Below are 18,392 nucleotides of genomic sequence, written 5' to 3'. Positions count from 1 at the left end.
GGTGGATGGGAGGGCGGTGGGCCTCTTTGGGCCTCGATTGACCGCAGGTCTGGTACATCGGTGTTCGGGGAGGGCTCCGCCCTCCATTCCCGGTGCAAGCCCGTTCCCACAAGGTCTGCGCTGTGCCATGGAGCGGCGCGCATCCTGTGGGAGTGGGCTTGGCCCGCGACTGGGGCGCAGGGCGCCCCCGGGGATCTCAGTTCAACGTCTCGATGCGCAGCGTGTTGGTCGAGCCTGGCTTGCCGAAAGGCACACCGGCAGTGATCAGAAGCGTGTCGCCACGGTTAGCCATGCCTTGGGCCTGGGCAATTTCCAGCGCAGTGGAAACCACTTCGTCCACCTGGCGCAGGCGGTCATTCACTACCGAATGCACGCCCCAGGCCACGCTAAGGCGGCGAGCGGTGTTCAGGTTCGGCGTCAGGTTGAGGATCGGTGCCCGTGGGCGCTCGCGCGCAGTACGCAGGGTCGAGGCGCCCGACTCGCTGTAGTTGACCAGCACCGCCACCGGCAGGATGCCGCTGATGCGACGGATGGCGCAGCTGATGGCGTCCGATACGGTGGCCTCGGCCTTCGGCCGGCCAACGTCGAGCTGGGCCTGGTAGTCCGGGCCGTTCTCCACCTGGCGGATAATCTTGCTCATCATCTGCACGGCTTCGAGCGGGTAGTCACCCGAGGCCGTCTCCGCCGACAACATCACAGCGTCCGCACCTTCGGCCACGGCGTTGGCCACGTCGGTGACTTCGGCACGAGTCGGTGCTGGCGAGAAACGCATCGATTCGAGCATCTGCGTAGCCACTACCACCGGTTTACCCAGCTGCCGGCAGGTGCCGATGATGCGCTTCTGAATCTGCGGCACGCTCTCGGCCGGCACTTCCACGCCCAGGTCGCCACGGGCCACCATGATCGCGTCCGCCAGTTCGGCAATGGCTGGCAGTTGTTCGACCGCCGAAGGTTTCTCGATCTTGGCCATCAGGAAGGCGCGGTCACCAATCAGCTGGCGCGCTTCAAGGATGTCCTCGGGGCGCTGTACAAACGACAGGGCCACCCAGTCCACACCCAGCTCCAGGCCGAAAGCCAGGTCGCGGCGGTCTTTTTCGGTGAGCGGGGAGAGGTCGAGCACCGCTTGCGGCACGTTGACGCCCTTGCGGTCGGACAGCTCGCCACCGTTCAGCACTTCGGTGTCGATCGCATCGCTGTGTTTGGCGGTCACCTGCAGGCGCAGCTTGCCGTCGTCCAGCAGCAGGTCCATGCCGGGCTCAAGGGCTGCGATGATTTCAGGGTGTGGCAGGTTGACCCGGCGGCTGTCGCCAGGGGCCTCGTCCAGGTCCAGGCGCAGGGCCTGACCGCGTTGCAACTGCACCTTGCCTTCAGCGAAACGGCCCACACGCAGCTTCGGCCCTTGCAGGTCCATGAGGATGCCTAGCGGGTAGTGCAGCTGCTGCTCCACCTCGCGGATCCACTGATAGCGCAGCGCATGGTCGGCATGCTCGCCATGGCTGAAGTTGAGGCGAAAAATGTTCACGCCTGCTTCCACCAGTTGCCGCACATCGTCGATGCCACCCGTAGCCGGGCCCAGGGTGGCGAGGATTTTCACTTTCTTGTCAGGCGTCATGAGGGGTCGGTCTCGAGAATCAGGATGGCGCGAAAGTCATTGACGTTGGTGCGCGTGGGTTCGGTGACGATCAGCGCATCGAGTGCGGCGAAGTAGCCGTAGCCGTTGTTGTCGTCCAGCTCGTCGCTGGCCGACAGGCCCAACGCTTGGGCGCGTGCGTAGCTGTTAGGCGTCATGACAGCGCCGGCGTTTTCTTCCGAGCCGTCGATGCCGTCGGTGTCGCCTGCCAGTGCGTAGACGCCCGGCAGGCCCTTGAGACTTTCGGTGAGGCTGAGCAGAAATTCCGCATTGCGCCCGCCGCGGCCATTACCGCGCACGGTGACAGTGGTCTCGCCGCCGGACAGAATCACGCAAGGGGCCTTGAGCGGCTGGCCATGCTGAACGATCTGTCGGGCAATGCCTGCATGCACCTTGGCCACTTCCCGTGACTCACCTTCCAGGTCGCCCAATATCAACGGGCTGAAACCTGCCTGGCGCGCCTTGACCGCCGCAGCTTCGAGCGACTGTTGAGGCTTGGCGATCAGCTGGAAATGGCTGCGGGCCAGGGCTGGGTCGCCAGCCTTGAGGGTTTCCGAGGCCGGGTCGTTGAGCCAGTCGATGACGGCCTGTGGAGCGTCAATGGCGTAGCGCTTGAGGATCGCCAGTGCCTCGGCCGAGGTGCTCGGGTCGGCCACGGTGGGGCCTGAAGCGATGACCGTGGCCAGGTCGCCCGGCACGTCCGAGATCGCGTAGGTGTAGACCGTGGCCGGCCAGCAGGCCTTGGCCAGGCGCCCACCCTTGATCGCCGAGAGGTGCTTGCGCACGCAGTTCATCTCGCCGATGGTGGCGCCGGATTTGAGCAGGGCCTTGTTGATGTGCTGTTTGTCCGCCAGGGTCAGGTTGGCGGCGGGCAGCGCCAGCAAGGCAGAGCCGCCGCCGGACAGCAGGAATATCACCCGATCCTGCTCGCTGAGGTTGCCGATCAGTTCCAGCACGCGCCTGGCAACCGCCAGGCCGGCCGCATCAGGCACCGGGTGGGCGGCTTCGACCACTTCGATGTGTTGGCAGTTGGCACCATGGCCGTAGCGGGTCACGACCAGGCCGCTGACCTCGCCTTGCCAGTGCTTCTCAACCACCTCGGCCATGGCGGCGGCCGCCTTGCCTGCGCCGATGACGATCACCCGACCGCTGCGGTCGGCGGGCAGGTAGGGTTCGAGCACTTGGCTGGGATGGGCCGCGGCGATGGCTGTGTCGAACAGCTCACGCAGCAGTTTGTGTGGATCGACCGACATGGCAGGCTCCCTTTATTGTTGTTCTGCACAATCGAGAACGCCCCTGGAACAGCCTCCGTGCAGGCCGAACCAGGGGCGGTGTTGCTCGGGTTCACCCCTGGCTGTGCTCAGCCAAGGGGCGTAACAGGTGTGCCGGGTTACCGGCAGCAGGGCTGCAAGGCAGGCCCTGCGCTCGGATCAGCGGTCGTCGCGGATCGAGAAATTGGCCATGTGCTCCAGGCCCTTGATCAGCGCCGAGTGGTCCCAGTTGCCGCCACCCAGGGCCTGGCAGGTGTTGAACACTTGCTGGGCATTGGAAGTGTTAGGCAGGTTGATGCCCAGTTCCTTGGCGCCTTGCAGGGCCAGGTTAAGGTCCTTCTGGTGCAGGTTGATGCGGAAGCCTGGGTCGAAGGTGCCTTTGATCATGCGCTCGGCGTGCACTTCCAGAATTTTCGACGATGCGAAGCCGCCCATCAGTGCCTCGCGCACCTTGGCCGGGTCGGCGCCGTTCTTCGCGGCAAACAGCAACGCCTCGCTGACGGCCTGGATGTTCAGGGCGACGATGATCTGGTTGGCCACCTTCGCGGTCTGACCGTCACCATTGCCGCCTACCAGGGTGATGTTCTTGCCCATGCTCTGGAACAGCGGCAGGGCGCGCTCGAAGGCTTTTGGGCAGCCGCCGACCATGATGCTCAGGGTCGCGGCCTTGGCGCCCACTTCACCCCCGGACACCGGGGCATCAAGGTAGGTAGCGCCGGTGGCGTTGATCTTCTCGGCAAAGGCTTTGGTGGCAGTAGGGGAAATCGAACTCATGTCGATCACCACCTTGTTCGGGCCCACGCCCTGGGCAACGCCGTTGTCCCCGAACAGTACGCTGTCGACCTGTGGGGTGTCCGGGACCATGACGATGATGAACTCGGCTTCCTGGGCCACCTCCTTGGGGTTGGCCAGGGCCACGGCGCCGTCGGCGATCAGGTCGGCTGGAGCTGCATCGTGGTGGGTGGAGACGAACAGGCTGTGCCCTGCTTTTTGCAGGTTCTGGGCCATGGGCTTGCCCATGATGCCGGTGCCGATGAAACCGATTTTAGCCATCAGAAATTACCTCTTTTATCGTTGTTCGCGTTCCCGGTGGGATTCAGATCGCGTTGTGCGTTTTCAGCCAGCCCAAGCCCGCTTCGGTGGTGGTCTTGGGCTTGTATTCCGCGCCCACCCAGCCCTGGTAGCCGATGCGGTCCAGGTGCTCGAACAGGAAGCGGTAGTTGATCTCGCCAGTACCCGGCTCGTGACGGCCCGGGTTGTCGGCCAGCTGGATGTGGTTGATCGACTGCAGATTGGTTTCCATGGTGCGCGCCAGGTCACCTTCCATGATCTGCATGTGGTAGATGTCGTATTGCAGGAACAGGTTGTCGCTGCCCACTTCGGCCTGAATGGCCAATGCCTGCTCGGTGGTGTTGAGGTAGAAGCCCGGAATGTCGCGGGTGTTGATCATTTCCATGACCAGGCGAATACCGGCGGCCTGGAGCTTGTCGGCGGCATAGCGCAGGTTTTCCACGAAGGTCTTGCGCACGGTGGCGCAGTCCGGGCCGTCTGGGCGAATCCCAGCCAGGGCGTTGACCTGGGTGTTGCCCAGCACCTTGGCGTACTCGATGGCCTTGTCGACACCTGCACGGAATTCTTCGACGCGATCGGGGTGGCAGGTGATGCCACGCTCACCCTTGGACCAATCCCCCGCGGGAAGATTGAACAGCACCTGGGTCAGGCTGTGAGCCTTGAGCTGCGCCTGGATTTCGGCAGCGCTGAAATCGTAGGGGAACAGGTATTCGACACCACTGAAACCGGCGTCGGCGGCGGCCTTGAAGCGGGCCAGGAAGTCCTGCTCGGTGAACAGCATGGACAGGTTGGCAGCGAAGCGAGGCATGGTTGTCTCCTTGCGTTGAGAGCCCCGGGCCAGCCGGGGCGTCAGGCGATCAGTCCAGCAGCGAGATGGCGGTCGGCGCATCGTTGCCGACCAGGGCGAGGTCTTCGAACTCGTTGACCGCGTTGATCTCGGTGCCCATGGAAATGTTGGTAACCCGTTCAAGAATGATCTCGACCACGACCGGCACGCGGAACTGCTCGGCCATTTGCCGTGCTTTTAGCAGGGCAGGGGCGATGTCGGCCGGCTCGAATACCCGCAGGGCCTTGCAGCCCAGGCCTTCGACCACGGCGACGTGATCGACGCCATAGCTGGCAGCGTCGGTGGCGTTGATGTTCTCGAACGCCAGTTGTACACAGTAGTCCATGTCGAAACCACGCTGGGCCTGGCGAATCAGCCCCAGATAGGCGTTGTTCACCAGCACGTGGACGTAGGGCAGGTTGAACTGCGCCCCGACGGCCAGTTCCTCGATCATGAACTGGAAGTCGTAGTCGCCCGACAAGGCCACGACCTGGCGCGTGGGGTCGGCCTTGACCACACCCAGTGCCGCAGGGATGGTCCAGCCCAGTGGGCCGGCCTGGCCGCAGTTGATCCAGTGCCGTGGCTTGTACACGTGCAGGAACTGCGCACCGGCGATCTGCGACAGACCAATGGTGCTGACATAGCAGGTGTCCTTGCCGAACACCTGGTTCATCTCCTGGTACACGCGCTGGGGCTTGACCGGCACGTTGTCGAAATGGGTCTTGCGCTGCAGGCTGGCCTTGCGCTGCTGGCAGTCTTCAAGCCAGGCCTGGCGGCACTTGAGTTTGCCAGCGGCCTGCCATTCCCTGGCGACTTCCAGGAACACCTCCAGGGCCTTGCCGGCATCGGAAACGATCCCCAGGTCTGGGGTGAACACGCGACCGATCTGGGTCGGCTCGATATCCACATGCACGAATTTACGGCCTTCGGTGTACACGTCCACGGAACCGGTGTGGCGGTTGGCCCAGCGGTTGCCGATGCCCAGTACCAGGTCGGACTTGAGCAGGGTGGCGTTGCCATAGCGGTGGGAGGTTTGCAGGCCGACCATCCCGACCATCAGCGGGTGGTCATCCGGGATGGTGCCCCAGCCCATGAGCGTCGGGATCACTGGCACACCGGTCAATTCGGCGAATTCGACCAGTTTGTCGCTGGCGTCGGCGTTGATGATGCCGCCGCCTGCCACCAGCAAGGGCCGTTCGGCCTCGTTGAGCATGGCAAGGGCCTTTTCCGCCTGGACGCGCGTGGCGGAAGGCTTGTGCACGGGCAGCGGTTCATAGGCGTCGATGTCGAACTCGATTTCAGCCATCTGCACGTCGAATGGCAGGTCGATCAGTACCGGGCCGGGCCGGCCGCTGCGCATTTCGAAGAACGCTTTCTGGAACGCATACGGCACCTGGCCAGGCTCCAGCACGGTGGTTGCCCACTTGGTGACGGGCTTGACAATGCTGGTGATGTCCACGGCCTGGAAGTCCTCCTTATGCAGGCGGGAGCGTGGCGCCTGGCCAGTGATGCACAGGATCGGAATGGAGTCGGCACTGGCGCTGTAAAGGCCGGTGACCATGTCCGTGCCCGCCGGGCCGGAGGTGCCGATGCACACACCGATGTTGCCGGGGTTGGCACGGGTGTAGCCCTCTGCCATGTGCGAGGCGCCTTCGACGTGGCGAGCGAGGACGTGATCGATGCCACCCACTTTCTTCAGGGCTGAATACAACGGGTTGATGGCAGCCCCTGGGATGCCGAACGCAGTCACCACGCCTTCACGGCGCATGACCAGTACGGCTGCATCGATTGCTCTCATTTTGCTCATGATTTGTGCCTCATCGATTTTGTAATTGTATACAACCTGCGTTGCGATTCAGTGTATTCATGCTCAGGTGATCCGGTCAATGGGTTTTGATCGGGCAAGTCGATGCGGCCGTGAAATAGGGTGCTTGCGCTATCGAATACGATTGAATCTAAATATTGTATACAAAAATATTTTCAGTTGTGTTCTATTGCGGTATCGGTTTTCAACTGCCCTCAGGGCTTCTCACAATAAAAAGAGGACCTTCCCATGAATGCTTTGAACCTGAACCTGGCGCTGAGCCTGGTAAACGCCGCATTGGCTGCCGGGCGTACCATCCAGGCGGCGCCGCTGACGGTGGCGGTGCTCGATGCCGGTGGGCACTTGCTTGCCTTGCAGCGTGAAGACGGGGCGAGCCTGATCCGACCCGAGGTCGCCACGGGCAAAGCCTGGGGTGCGATAGCACTGGGCAAGGGCTCGCGTCTGCTGGCGCTGGATGCGCAGCAACGGCCGGCCTTCTTCGCCGCGCTCAACGGGTTGGGCGAACGGGCGGTCGTGCCGGCGCCAGGCGGTGTGCTGGTGCGTGATCAGGATGGGCGGGTGCTGGGGGCGGTGGGGATCAGCGGGGACACATCGGATATCGACGAGCAGTGTGCGATCAGTGCCATCGAGGCGCTGGGGCTGCGCGCCGATGCGGGCGCGGTGGCCTGACCCGCATCAACTGCCGTTGCTCGATGCCCCAGCCCCCAGAGGACCTGGGACGGGGCAGGGCAAACGGCAAGGCGGTACTGCTCAGGCCGGCTCGGGTTCGCAGCCTTTGAGCACCATGCGGATGATGGTTTCGGCCGCCGCGTCGTAGTCGCTGTCGGCCAGCTTGGCCTTGCCGGTCACTGCCGAGATCTGCCAGTCGAAATCAGCGTACGTCTGGGTTGCCGCCCAGATGCTGAACATCAGGTGATGCGCATCGACGTGGGCGATCTGGCCGCGGTCTATCCAGTGCTGGATGCACTCGATGTTGTGCCGCGCCTGCTCGTTGAGCTGTTCGACCTGGCTGGGCGACAAATGCGGGGCGCCGTGCATGATTTCGCTGGCGAACACCTTCGACGCATGGGGCAGGTCGCGGGAGATGCGGATCTTGGAACGAATGTAGGCGCTCAGCACCTCGCGAGGATCGCCATCGGCGTTGAACGGGGTGGAGGCCTGCATGATCGGCGCGATGATGCTTTCCAGCACCTCGCGGTACAGGTTGTCTTTGGACTTGAAGTAGTAGTAGACGTTGGGTTTGGGCAGGCCAGCCTTGGCGGCAATATCGCTGGTTTTGGTGGCTGCGAAGCCCTTGTCGGCGAATTCCTCGCTGGCCGCGCGCAGGATCAATTCCTTGTTGCGCTCGCGAATGGTGCTCATGGTCAGGGATTTTCCTCGTGTCAGGCCACCTCTAGGCTCTGTGTGAAAAGCCTTGATACTCGGTGATGCTGCGTTGAAAACAGCCTCGGAATGCTCATTTACAACCCGTAAACTCCGCTTCCTCGGCTGTTTTCGCCTTGCCTGACCTTCGTCTCAAGACTTTTCACACAGAGCCTAGGAGGCAGCCGGCATGGTAGCACCGTGCCCAAGGGCGGCTCAAGGCAGCGGCTTTGGGCAGGGCCTTTGCATCTAGTCGCGCGCGTGGGCGCTAGCGCAGCAGGTTGGTCTTCGCCAGGTCCAGCACTTCGTCGCCGCGCCCGCTCATCACGGCCTTGAGCATGTACAGGCTAAAGCCCTTGGCCTGCTCCAGCTTGATCGCCGGCGGCATGACCAGCTCTTGCGTGGCGGTGACCACATCGACCAGTACGGGGCCGTCGTGGGCCAGGGCACGGCGCAGGGCCTGCTCCAGGTCTTCGGAGCGCTCGACGCGAATGCCCAGAATGCCCATGGCATTGGACATGGCGGCGAAGTCGGGGTTGTGCAGGTCGGTGCCGGTATCCAGGTAACCGGCAGCCTTCATTTCCATGGCGACGAAGCCCAGTGACGCGTTATTGAACACCACCACCTTCACGGGCAGCTTGAGCTGGGCGAGCGAGATGAAGTCACCCATCAGCATGCTGAACCCACCGTCGCCACTCATCGAGATCACCTGGCGCCCCGGGAAGGCCGCCTGTGCGCCCATGGCCTGTGGCATGGCGTTGGCCATCGAGCCGTGGTTGAACGAGCCGACCAGGCGACGCTGGCCATTCATCTTCAGGTAACGCGCCGCCCAGACCGTGGGCGAACCGACGTCGGCGGTGAAGATCGCGTCTTCGCTGGCCAGTTCGCTGAGCAGGCGCGTGACGTATTGTGGGTGAATCGGCCGGTCACCCTTGGAGGGTACCGCCAGATCGTCCAGCCCCTGCCGCGCCTTGCTGTAGGCGTTGAGTGCATCATCCAGGAAGCGCCGATCGGTCTTGCGCGTCAGGCGTGGCAGCAAGGCGTTGAGGGTTTCGCCGACATCGGCAGCGATGCCCAGCGATAACGTGGCGCGTCGTCCCAGCGCTTGCGGATCACGGTCGACCTGCACGATCTTGGCGTCGTTTGGGAAAAACTGCCGGTAGGGGAAGTCGGTGCCCAGCATCACCAGCGTGTCGCAGCCGAGCATCGCGTGGTAACCGGAACTGAAGCCGATCAAGCCCGTCATGCCGACATCGAAGGGGTTGTCCCATTCCACATGCTCCTTGCCGCGCAACGCATGGACCACCGGTGCGCCGAGTGCATCGGCCAGGGCCACGACTTGGTCATGCGCACCGGCGCAGCCGCTGCCGCACAGCAGGGTCACCTTGTGGCTGTCCTGCAACAACTCGGTCAGGCGCTGCAGATCGACTTCCGTAGGCAGGATGCGTGGCTGCTGCAGGGAAGGCCAGGCCGCCGGTTTCTGCTCGACCTCTAGCAGCGATACGTCACCGGGAATCACCACCACCGCCACACCGCGATTGAGAATGGCCGAGCGCATGGCCCGGTGCAGCACCTGCGGCATCTGCGCAGGGTTGCTGACCAGTTCGATGAAATGGCTGCATTCCTTGAACAGTTCTTGCGGATGGGTTTCCTGGAAGTAGTTCAGGCCAATCTCCGAGGAGGGGATCTGCGCGGCGATGGCCAGCACGGGCACCCGGTTGCGGTGGCAGTCGAACAGGCCATTGATCAAGTGCAGGTTGCCCGGCCCGCAACTGCCAGCGCACACCGTCAACTCACCGGTGACCGCCGCCTCGGCACCGGCGGCGAAGGCGGCGACTTCCTCATGGCGCACGTGCATCCATTCGATGCTGTCCATGCTGCGCAGGGCGTCGGTCAGGCCATTGAGGCTGTCGCCGGTCAGGCCCCAGATACGTTTGATACCGGCCTGTTCGAGGGTCGAGGCCAACTGCTGGGCCATGTTGAGCTTTGCCATGAATACTCCTGGTGCGAATGAAAGGGTGTGATCGATGGGATAGAGACAGGCGCTTGGCCATGACTGTTCGTTTGCGTCCATGAACGAATCGTCATGCGCGCTGCCCCGTGCCTGACGCTGCCCTGAACCCCCTCTGCTGCCGACAGGCCACGGCACACACGCCCGGCAGAACTGTTCAGCCACCGGCCGGTCTGTATGCCATCGTGATTGCCCTGGGAGCACGTCTGGCTATTCAGGCGTTTCAGGATGATGAAATCGCACGCGTCTACTAAGGGTGAATGGAATGGCTGGCAGCAGTTTTTTTGCGTTGTTGGATGACATCGCGGCCCTGTTGGATGACATCTCGTTGATGACCAAGGTCGCGGCCAAGAAGTCGGCCAGCGTGCTGAGCGATGACTTGGCCGTTAACGCCGAGCAAGTGACGGGCATGAAGGCCGATCGCGAACTGCCGGTGGTATGGGCGGTATTCAAGGGCTCTCTGAAGAACAAGGCCATCCTGGTGCCCTGCGCCCTGATCCTCAGTGCGGTCCTGCCGGCAGCGGTCAAATGGCTGCTCATGGCCGGCGGCCTGTATCTGTGCTACGAGGGCTTCGAGGCGATCAAGGACAAGTTTTCTCGCAGCGAGCATGGCGCCAAGGCGCAAGGAAAAAATGCGCTTCCCAAAACCCCCGAGGAACTGGCCGCGTATGAGCAACGCAAGATCAAAGGGGCGATCAAGACCGACTTCATTTTGAGCGCGGAGATCATCGTCATCACCCTCAACGTGGTGGCTGAGGCTGCGCTGTACCAGCAGATCCTGACCTTGGTTCTGATCGCCCTGGTCATGACGATGGGCGTCTATGGGCTGGTCGCTGGCATCGTGCGACTGGACGACGCAGGGTTCGCCTTGGCGAAATCCAAGGCCCAGGGTATGTGGGGCCGTGCGGTCAGAAAGTTGGGTGAAGTGCTGGTGTCGGCCGCGCCTTTCCTGATGAAGGCGCTGTCCTGGATCGGAACGGTCGCGATGTTCTTGGTCGGCGGAACATTCATTGCCGAAGGCATTGCACCCCTGGAGCATGTCATCGAAGGCTGGATTGCGCACAGCGGAAGCTGGGAAGCGGTTGCCAAGCACGTCGTGTTCGGGGTTGTCGGGGCTGTCGCCGGAGGCCTGGCGGCACTGGTGGTCGGCGGATTCTCTTGGGTTCGCGCACGCGCGACCGGTTGAGCGACGACGCCTCGGCAAAGGGGCCGGCTCGCGGCCCCGCGATCATGCCGTGATCAGAACAGCACCTTGACCAGGAAGCTCATGGTGTTCTGGTCGGTGGTGAAGGCGCCGGAGTCCTTGATGCCGTACTTGTTCTTCCAATAGTCGTACTCAACACCCACGTACAGCTGCTTCTCGCCCAGGTGCATGGCTTTGCCCAGGTCATACTTGATCTGCGGGTTGAAGTGCAGGTTGGCGTGGTAGGTGCCACGGCGGTTTTCATCGTTGTCCACCACCCAGTCCATGAAGCCATCGATCAACACGTCGGAGGAGCCGACCGGGATGGTGTAGGCCCACACCGGGGTGATCTGCCAGACATTGTCGCCAGGGCGGCTGCCATCGGTGGTGCGCTGGTAGAAGTTCAGCTGGAAGTAGTCAAAGCCTGGGATGTCCAGGTCGAAGCCGGGGCCGATCAGGTAGGCTTCCGTGTCGCCCTCGCCAAACTCATAGGTCATGGCCAGCAGCACGTCCTTGACCGGGCCGAAGGACAGCTTCTGGTCGAAGATCTTGTTGAAAGACAGGCGCGGGCTGATCTCGCCGTAGTAGGTGTTGGGACCGTTGCCGGCGTCCTTCTGGCCTTGGTAGAAGATCTTGTCGACGAACAGGAAGTTATCGCCGTACTTCCAGCCGTCGGCGTGCTCGAAGGTCAGGGTCTGTTGGGTCGACGGGTTGACCTTGAAGTTCTTGCCCCACAGGTAGGTCAGGCTGTTGCTCTGCCACTGCAGCAGGTCGCCGGCGAAGGTGGTGCCACAGGCCAGCAGGCCGCCGGCGAGGATCAGGCTGTTGATGGTACGCATTGCGGATGTCGCTCCCTTGGTTGATCTGTTGTCAGCGCTCGGTGTTGGCGCTTTTTCTGTCTTTTTAGTCAGCTTTTTTCGATGGGCCACAGCTGTCTGGCAAGGGTTGAGCCAACTTTCTCCCGGTTGGCGAAACCGTCCTGCTCGACGTCGTTCTGAACGGATGAAAAGGGTCTTTCAGGCTGGCAACACGTTGGCCAACCGCCCGAATTCATTGACTGAGCGGTCAGTAAACGCAGGCAGAATCCGTTCTGCCCTGATCGAGGGGGCGCGCAGATTACTGGCTTGCGCGCCTGGCCTCAAGTGCTCCGTCGTGGAGCATGGTGGAGCAAACCTGTGCATGTGGTCAGGTTGTCAGAAGTGTACCTTGATCAAGGCACTGGCCACGCTCTGATTGCTGTCCAGGGCGCCCCGGCTGTCGATGCCGTATTTGTCCTTCCAGTAGCTGTACTCCAAGCCCACGTACAGCTGCTTGTCACCCAGGCTAAGCGCCTTGCCCAGGTCGTATTTCACCTGCGGGTTGAAGTGCAGGTTGGCGTGGTAGGTGCCCCGTCGGTTCTGGTCGTTGTCAGTCACCCAGTCCATATAGCCGTCTATCAGAATGTCGGACTTGCCCAGTGGCACCGTGTAGGACCAAGCGGGTGTGATCTGCCATACGTTGTCGCCGGGGCGGCTGCCTTCGGTATTGCGCACGTAGAAATTGAGCACGAAATAGTTGAAGCCTGGCACGTCGAGGTCAAAGCCTGGGCCGATCAGGTAGGCTTGATTGTCACCTTCGCCACGCTCGTAGGTCATGGCCAGCAGCACGTCCTTGACCGGGCCGAACGCGAGCTTGCGGTCGAGGATCTTGCCCAGCGAGAAACGAGGGCTGAACTCGCCGTAGTAGGTGGTCACCCCTTTGCCGGGGTCGGCCTTGCCGTTGTAGAAAATCTTGTCGACGAACAGGAAGGTGTCGCCGTATTTCCACTTGTTGGCGTGCTCGAACGTGAGCGTCTGCTGGATGCCAGGGTTGATCTTGAAATCCTTGCCGTACAGGTAGGTCAGGCTCTCGCCGTGCCATTGCAGCCATTGGCCGGCCTGGCTCGGTACGCTGGCCAGCAGGCTGGTGCCCAGCAACAAGGCTGTGGGGATGTGGTTCATGTGACAGCTCCCGGATGTTGTTCTTGTGGGTTGTCAGGCGCGTGCGCGCCCCGGGCGGCCCACGCGGGGTGGGCCGACGGCACAGCAGTGATTCAGGCGTAAAGCACGGGCGGGCAGGGCGCCGCCCGTTGGCTCAGTGGGGGTGGCAGGGCGCGTTGTGCGCCGCGCGGTCCGCGCCGCCGAGAATGTTGAACAGCACGTTGAGCACCAGTGCACTGACCGTGGCCATGGCGATGCCGCTATGGGTGATGGGCTCCATCCACTGGGGCATCTGAGCGAAGAATTCCGGCCGTACCACCGGGATCAGGCCGAAACCGACGCTGACCGCCACCAGCAACTGGTTGCGCCGATCCCCGATGTCCGCTTCCTGAAGGATCTTGATGCCAGTGGCAGTGACCATGCCGAACATGGCAATGGACGCGCCGCCGAGCACCGCTGGCGGAATCGAGGCGATCAGGTAGGCCGCCTTGGGCAGCAAGCTGAGCACCACCAGCAAGCCGCCGGCCACCACCGTGACGAAACGGCAGCGTACGCCGGTCATCTGCACCAGGCCGATGTTCTGGGCGAACGAGGAATGGGTGAAGGTGTTGAAAAAACCTGCGATGAAGGAAGCGCCAGCGTCGCACAGCAGCCCGCGGCGCAGCATGCCTGGGGTGACTTCGCGGTCGGTGACCTTGCCCAAGGCCAGGAACATGCCGGTGGACTCGACGAAGATGATCACCACCACCAGGCACATCGACAGGATCGGGGCCAGGCTGAAGGTGGGCATGCCAAAGTGCAGCGGGGTGACCACCTGCAACCAGGGCGTGGCCCCCAGGCCCGAGAGGTCGACCATGCCGATCGATCCCGCCAGCAGGTAACCCAGGCCCATCCCCACCAGCACCGACACGTTGACCCAGAAGCCCCGCATGAAGCGGTTGATCAACAGAATCACTGCCAGCACCAGGCCGGCGACCAGCAGGTAGATCGGTGAGCCGAAGGTGGTCGCTTGCTGGCCGCCTCCGGCCCAGTTCACCGCCACGGGGAACAGCGACAGGCCGATGGACGTGATCACCGTGCCGGTCACCAGCGGCGGGAAAAACCTCACCACCTTGGACATGAAGGGCGCGACCAGCATGCCGAAGAAGCCTGCGGCAATGGTGGCCCCGAAGATACCCTGCAGGCCCACGCCGGGCATGCCGGCCATGGCCACCATGCTGCCAACGGCGGCAAAACTGGCCCCCATCATCACGGGCATGCGAATGCCCACCGGGCCGATGCCCAGCGATTGCACCAGGGTGGCGACCCCAGCGACCAGCAGGTCGGCGTTGATCAGAAAGGCGACTTCTTCGCGGGACAGGCCTGCGGCCTGGCCGATGATCAGCGGTACCGCGATGGCGCCACCGTACATCAGAAGCACATGTTGCAGGCCAACCAGAAAGAGCTGGAACAGGGGCAGGGGCTGTCGCGGCGGCGCTACCGGGATAGACGCCTTGAATGACTCGGACATGCAGCACCTCGAGTTTTGTTTTTATTCTCGGATCCAAGCGGCGGGCGAGCCCAAGGTTCAAGCGGCGATCTTCGATTTGAAGATCGCGTTGCTTTAAGCCTAGGCCAGCGCCTGCGCTCGATGCTTGCGTACGACGTTATGCGGTGTAGCCAATTGCGGTCAGTTGACAGGCGCGCCCTTGGCGATCCAGTCGCCTACCAGCTTGCGCTCTTCGGTGGTCATCTGGGTGATGTTGCCCAGCGGCATGATCTGGCTGGCAACCGCTTGCGCTTGGATGCGCGCGGCCTGGGCCTGGATCTGTTGCGGGGTGTCGAACATCACGCCACCTGGGGCGGCACTGAACAGTGGGCTGGTCGGCTTGGAGGAGTGGCACACGGTGCAGCGTTCCTGGATGACGTGGTGGATCTTCTCGAAGCTGTCACCGCCGGCCTGCGCCGTCGCCTCGCCCGGCACTGCCGGTTCGGCGGGCTTGGCCGCGTCTTCGGCGCGGCGTTCGGCCGCCGTCTTGCCGCCCACGGCCGTGGCTGGCAACGGCTGGTACTCGATCTTGGCAGCGGCCTGTTCCGGGCTGACCGGCATCGGCTTGGGACCTGTGACATAGGCCAGGCAGATCATGGCCAGGGCGCCGACCGGCAGCGTCCAGGCGTACTTGTTGCTGTCGTGGCGGGTGTTGAAGTAGTGACGGATCAACACCGCCGCCACTGCGATCCCCGCCAGGATCAGCCAGTTGTACTGGCTGCCGTAGGTGCTGGGGAAGTGGTTGCTGATCATGATGAACAGCACCGGCAGCGTGAAGTAGTTGTTGTGGCGTGAACGCAGCAGGCCCTTGGCCGGCAACACCGGGTCCGGGGTCTGGTTGTTCTCGATGGCAGCCACCAGCTGGCGCTGGGCCGGCATGATGATGCGGAACACGTTGCCGACCATGATGGTGCCGATGATCGCGCCCGTGTGCAGGTAGGCCCCACGGCCGCTGAACACCAGGCTGAAGCCCCAGCAGGCGGCAATGATCAGCACGAACAGCACCGCACCCAGCAGGGCAGGGCGCTTGCCCAGGGGCGAGTCGCAGAGGAAGTCGTAGACGAACCAGCCCACGACCAGCGACCCGATACCGATCGCCACGCCCTCGGCGCCGCTGAGGGTGCTGCCCGGTGCCAGCAGGTACAAGGTGGGGTTCCAGTAGAACACCACACACAGCAGGGCAATGCCGGACATCCAGGTGAAGTAGGCTTCCCATTTGAACCAGTGCAGGTTCTCGGGCATTTTCGGCGGGGCGAGCTTGTATTTTTCCAGGTGGTAAATACCACCGCCATGGATGGCCCAGAGGTCACCTGACAACCCATCGCGCGGGTTGCTTCGATTCAGGTGGTTCTCCAGCCAGACAAAGTAGAACGATGCACCGATCCAGGCCACGCCGGTGATCATGTGAACCCAGCGAATGCTCAGGTTCAGCCACTCGTGAAGGTGTGCTTCCACAGTATGTACCTCTTGCCGGTCACAGGCGCGGGCAGTGCCCTGGCATGACCGACCTTTTCTTATTGGTGGGGGTTGAGGATCAGCATCTGTTCCTCGCTGAAGTAATGCTCATCGCAGTTGTTGCCAGAACCACTGCGATCAACCACCAGGAAGTCATCCCGCTTTTCGATCGTCAGCACCGGATGGTGCCAGACGCCGCGATGGTAATTGACGCCCTGCCTGCCGTTGCTGCGGAAGGCGCGGACCAAGCCTGATACAGGTGCATCGCCAAGTGGCGCGACCACGATCAGAAAGGGGTTGCCGAGCAGCGGAATGAAAGCCTGGCTGCCCAGCGGATGGCGTTCGAGCATGCGCACGGTCAGCGGCATTTCCAACGCGTCGGCGCGGAAAATACTGATGATCGCCTTGTCTTCGGGCTCGGCGGTCTCGACCGTGGCGAGCTTGTGAAAGCGCATGGTCGAGCCGTTGTTGATCATGAAGTGGTCGCTGCCGTCGGTTTCGATCACGTCACCGAAAGGGGCGAAGGCTTCTTTGGTCAGGGGCTCGATCATCAGGGTGCGCATGCGGTTATCTCTTCTATTGTGCTTTGTTCTGTAAAGAATCGTCGGTCGCTTACAGCTGTTGCAGGCGGAACAGGGCGATCTGGTTGATCTGCTTGAGCGCCTCGGCGAATTCGGCCTTGGCATCGTTGTGGATGCGCTGTTCGAACGAGGCCAGGATCTGGTGCCGGTCGCTGCCCTTCACGGCCATGATGAACGGGAACTGGAACTTGGCCTTGTACGCCTCATTGAGCGAGGTGAAGCGCGCAAATTCCTCGGCGGTGCATTGGTGAATACCAGCTCCGGCCTGTTCGTTGGTGCTCGAGGCGGTCAGTTCACCCTGCACGGCAGCCTTGCCGGCCAGGTCCGGGTGGGCGTTGATCAAGGCCAGTTGGTCGGCTTGGGGTGCGCTCAGCAGGATGTCGCTCATACGCTGGTGCAGTGTTTGCACGTTGTCCAGTTCGTCCAGTTGACCGAGGTCGTAGGCCTTCTCGGCGACCCACGGCGAGTGCTCGTAGATGTCGGCGAAGGCGTGGACGAACGCGTCACGGTCAAGGGTGGACGGCTTGAGGGTCTTGAAGGTGGTCATCAGACGGTCTCTTTCTGGTACGGGTGGGTGGCTTGCCAGTGGCGGGCGATGTCGACGCGGCGGGCGAACCATACCTGCTCGTGGCTTTTGGCGTAGTCGACAAAACGCTTGAGCGCTGCCAGGCGTGCCGGCCGACCGACCAGGCGGCAGTGCAGGCCGATGGAGAGCATCTTCGGCGCCTCGGCGCCTTCGGCGTACAGCACGTCGAAAGCGTCCTTGAGGTACTGATAGAACTGCTCGCCACAGTTGAAGCCCTGCACTTGGGTGAAGCGCATGTCATTGGTGTCCAGGGTGTAGGGAATGACCAGGTGCGGCTTGCCGGTGGGGTTGTTCGGCTCCCAGTAGGGCAAGTCGTCGTCATAGGTGTCGCTGTCGTAGAGAAAGCCGCCTTCTTCCATGACCAGTCGGCGGGTGTTGGGGCCGGTGCGGCCGGTGTACCAGCCCAGCGGGCGTTCGCCGGTGATTTCGGTGAGGATGCGGATGGCTTCGAGCATGTGCTCGCGCTCCTGGGCCTCGTCCATGTACTGGTAGTCGATCCAGCGGTAGCCGTGGCTGCAGATTTCATGGCCGGCCTGGACCATGGCGCGGATCACGTCGGGGTGGCGCTGGGCGGCCATGGCCACGGCGAAGATGGTCAAGGGAATGCCGCTGTCCTTGAACAGTTTGAGCAGGCGCCACACGCCTGCGCGGCTGCCGTATTCGTAGAGCGACTCCATGCTCTGGTTGCGCACGCCCTGCAACGGCTGGGCAGCGACCATCTCGGAGAGAAAGGCTTCGGACTCCTTGTCGCCGTGCAGGATGTTGCGCTCGCCGCCTTCTTCGTAGTTGAGCACGAATGACAGGGCAATGCGGGCGTTGCCTGGCCATTGCGGGTGAGGAGGGTTATTGCCGTAACCGATCATGTCGCGAGGGTAGTCAGCGCTCACTGCAGTCTTCCTTCTTGTACGTGTGGGCAGGGTGGCGGGCCGCGTCGCTGTGTCGCACCACCGGATGCGATGATTGTATACAACTTATGAATTCTTTTGTAAGTCTGAATTTCCGTATTTCTGCCCAGGTGTCGTGTCTGGATACCTTGCAAGAAACCTGCCCACTTGGTCAGCTAAGCGCGATGAAGACGCTATGCCCTGCATTGTTGCCGCTGAAG

The 18,392-nt window shown here is 62.5% G+C and carries 16 protein-coding genes; 2 read left to right on the top strand and 14 right to left on the bottom strand.

Annotated features, from left to right (window positions below; translation table 11 throughout):
* Window positions 1-196: 196 nt before the first annotated feature.
* The 5 genes from pyk to gcl form a co-directional block, all read right to left on the bottom strand.
* The gene (gene pyk, locus FS777_RS17870; protein ID WP_058639841.1) at window positions 197-1,612 is read right to left on the bottom strand and encodes a pyruvate kinase; all 1,416 of its coding nucleotides are present in this window, start codon (window positions 1,610-1,612) and stop codon (window positions 197-199) included.
* A complete protein-coding gene (locus FS777_RS17865) occupies window positions 1,609-2,883 on the bottom strand; it encodes a glycerate kinase (RefSeq protein ID WP_145256748.1) in 1,275 nt (424 codons plus the stop codon). Before FS777_RS17865 ends, pyk begins: the two co-directional genes overlap by 4 nt.
* 177 nt (window positions 2,884-3,060) lie before the next feature.
* A complete protein-coding gene (locus tag FS777_RS17860) occupies window positions 3,061-3,954 on the bottom strand; it encodes a 2-hydroxy-3-oxopropionate reductase (RefSeq protein ID WP_058639843.1) in 894 nt (297 codons plus the stop codon).
* A gap of 43 nt (window positions 3,955-3,997) precedes the next feature.
* Window positions 3,998-4,780 (bottom strand): hydroxypyruvate isomerase, encoded by a 783-nt coding sequence (gene hyi, locus FS777_RS17855; RefSeq protein ID WP_058639844.1) that lies wholly within the window; start codon window positions 4,778-4,780, stop codon window positions 3,998-4,000.
* A gap of 49 nt (window positions 4,781-4,829) precedes the next feature.
* Entirely contained in the window at window positions 4,830-6,605 is a 1,776-nt protein-coding gene (gcl, locus tag FS777_RS17850) for a glyoxylate carboligase (RefSeq protein ID WP_078478867.1), read from the bottom strand.
* A 246-nt stretch (window positions 6,606-6,851) separates the two neighbouring features.
* Here gcl and FS777_RS17845 point away from each other — a divergent pair, with 246 nt between their 5' ends.
* On the top strand, window positions 6,852-7,292 hold the full coding sequence (locus FS777_RS17845; RefSeq protein ID WP_078478866.1) for a heme-binding protein: 441 nt from the start codon (window positions 6,852-6,854) through the stop codon (window positions 7,290-7,292).
* An 81-nt stretch (window positions 7,293-7,373) separates the two neighbouring features.
* On the opposite strand, the gene FS777_RS17840 is transcribed toward FS777_RS17845, so the two are convergent.
* Together FS777_RS17840 and poxB are read right to left on the bottom strand one after the other, a co-directional pair.
* Window positions 7,374-7,985, bottom strand: coding sequence for a TetR/AcrR family transcriptional regulator (locus FS777_RS17840; protein WP_078478865.1), 612 nt, complete (start codon window positions 7,983-7,985; stop codon window positions 7,374-7,376).
* Between the two features lie 268 nt (window positions 7,986-8,253).
* On the bottom strand, window positions 8,254-9,978 hold the full coding sequence (gene poxB, locus FS777_RS17835; RefSeq protein WP_145256745.1) for a ubiquinone-dependent pyruvate dehydrogenase: 1,725 nt from the start codon (window positions 9,976-9,978) through the stop codon (window positions 8,254-8,256).
* Between the two features lie 283 nt (window positions 9,979-10,261).
* Between poxB and FS777_RS17830 the strand changes: the two genes are divergently transcribed.
* Window positions 10,262-11,182, top strand: a complete 921-nt coding sequence (locus tag FS777_RS17830) for a DUF808 domain-containing protein (RefSeq protein WP_145256742.1) — start codon at window positions 10,262-10,264, stop codon at window positions 11,180-11,182.
* A gap of 53 nt (window positions 11,183-11,235) precedes the next feature.
* On the opposite strand, the gene FS777_RS17825 is transcribed toward FS777_RS17830, so the two are convergent.
* From FS777_RS17825 to puuE, 7 genes are all read right to left on the bottom strand, one after another.
* Complete coding sequence (locus tag FS777_RS17825) at window positions 11,236-12,018, bottom strand: outer membrane protein OmpK (RefSeq protein ID WP_023535873.1); 783 nt, start codon at window positions 12,016-12,018, stop codon at window positions 11,236-11,238.
* Window positions 12,019-12,372: 354 nt separating this feature from the next.
* Window positions 12,373-13,158, bottom strand: a complete 786-nt coding sequence (locus FS777_RS17820; protein ID WP_058638546.1) for an outer membrane protein OmpK — start codon at window positions 13,156-13,158, stop codon at window positions 12,373-12,375.
* A gap of 133 nt (window positions 13,159-13,291) precedes the next feature.
* Window positions 13,292-14,647: a nucleobase:cation symporter-2 family protein gene (locus FS777_RS17815; RefSeq protein ID WP_145256739.1), complete on the bottom strand. Its 1,356-nt coding sequence runs from the start codon at window positions 14,645-14,647 to the stop codon at window positions 13,292-13,294.
* 159 nt (window positions 14,648-14,806) lie between these two features.
* Complete coding sequence (locus FS777_RS17810) at window positions 14,807-16,120, bottom strand: urate hydroxylase PuuD (RefSeq protein ID WP_145256736.1); 1,314 nt, start codon at window positions 16,118-16,120, stop codon at window positions 14,807-14,809.
* 59 nt (window positions 16,121-16,179) lie between these two features.
* On the bottom strand, window positions 16,180-16,683 hold the full coding sequence (locus tag FS777_RS17805) for an ureidoglycolate lyase (RefSeq protein WP_023535901.1): 504 nt from the start codon (window positions 16,681-16,683) through the stop codon (window positions 16,180-16,182).
* A gap of 49 nt (window positions 16,684-16,732) precedes the next feature.
* Window positions 16,733-17,248 carry a 2-oxo-4-hydroxy-4-carboxy-5-ureidoimidazoline decarboxylase gene (gene uraD / locus FS777_RS17800; RefSeq protein ID WP_058638547.1) on the bottom strand — a complete coding sequence of 172 codons (516 nt, stop codon included), beginning with the start codon at window positions 17,246-17,248 and terminating at the stop codon, window positions 16,733-16,735.
* Complete coding sequence (gene puuE, locus FS777_RS17795; RefSeq protein WP_058638548.1) at window positions 17,248-18,174, bottom strand: allantoinase PuuE; 927 nt, start codon at window positions 18,172-18,174, stop codon at window positions 17,248-17,250. The genes uraD and puuE overlap by 1 nt, the downstream gene beginning before the upstream one ends.
* Window positions 18,175-18,392: the final 218 nt, after the last annotated feature.

Source organism: Pseudomonas sp. DE0157, assembly GCF_007678615.1.
In the GTDB taxonomy this organism is placed as follows: Bacteria; Pseudomonadota; Gammaproteobacteria; order Pseudomonadales; family Pseudomonadaceae; genus Aquipseudomonas; species Aquipseudomonas parafulva_B.
This window is presented reverse-complemented; position numbering and strand designations above follow the sequence as displayed.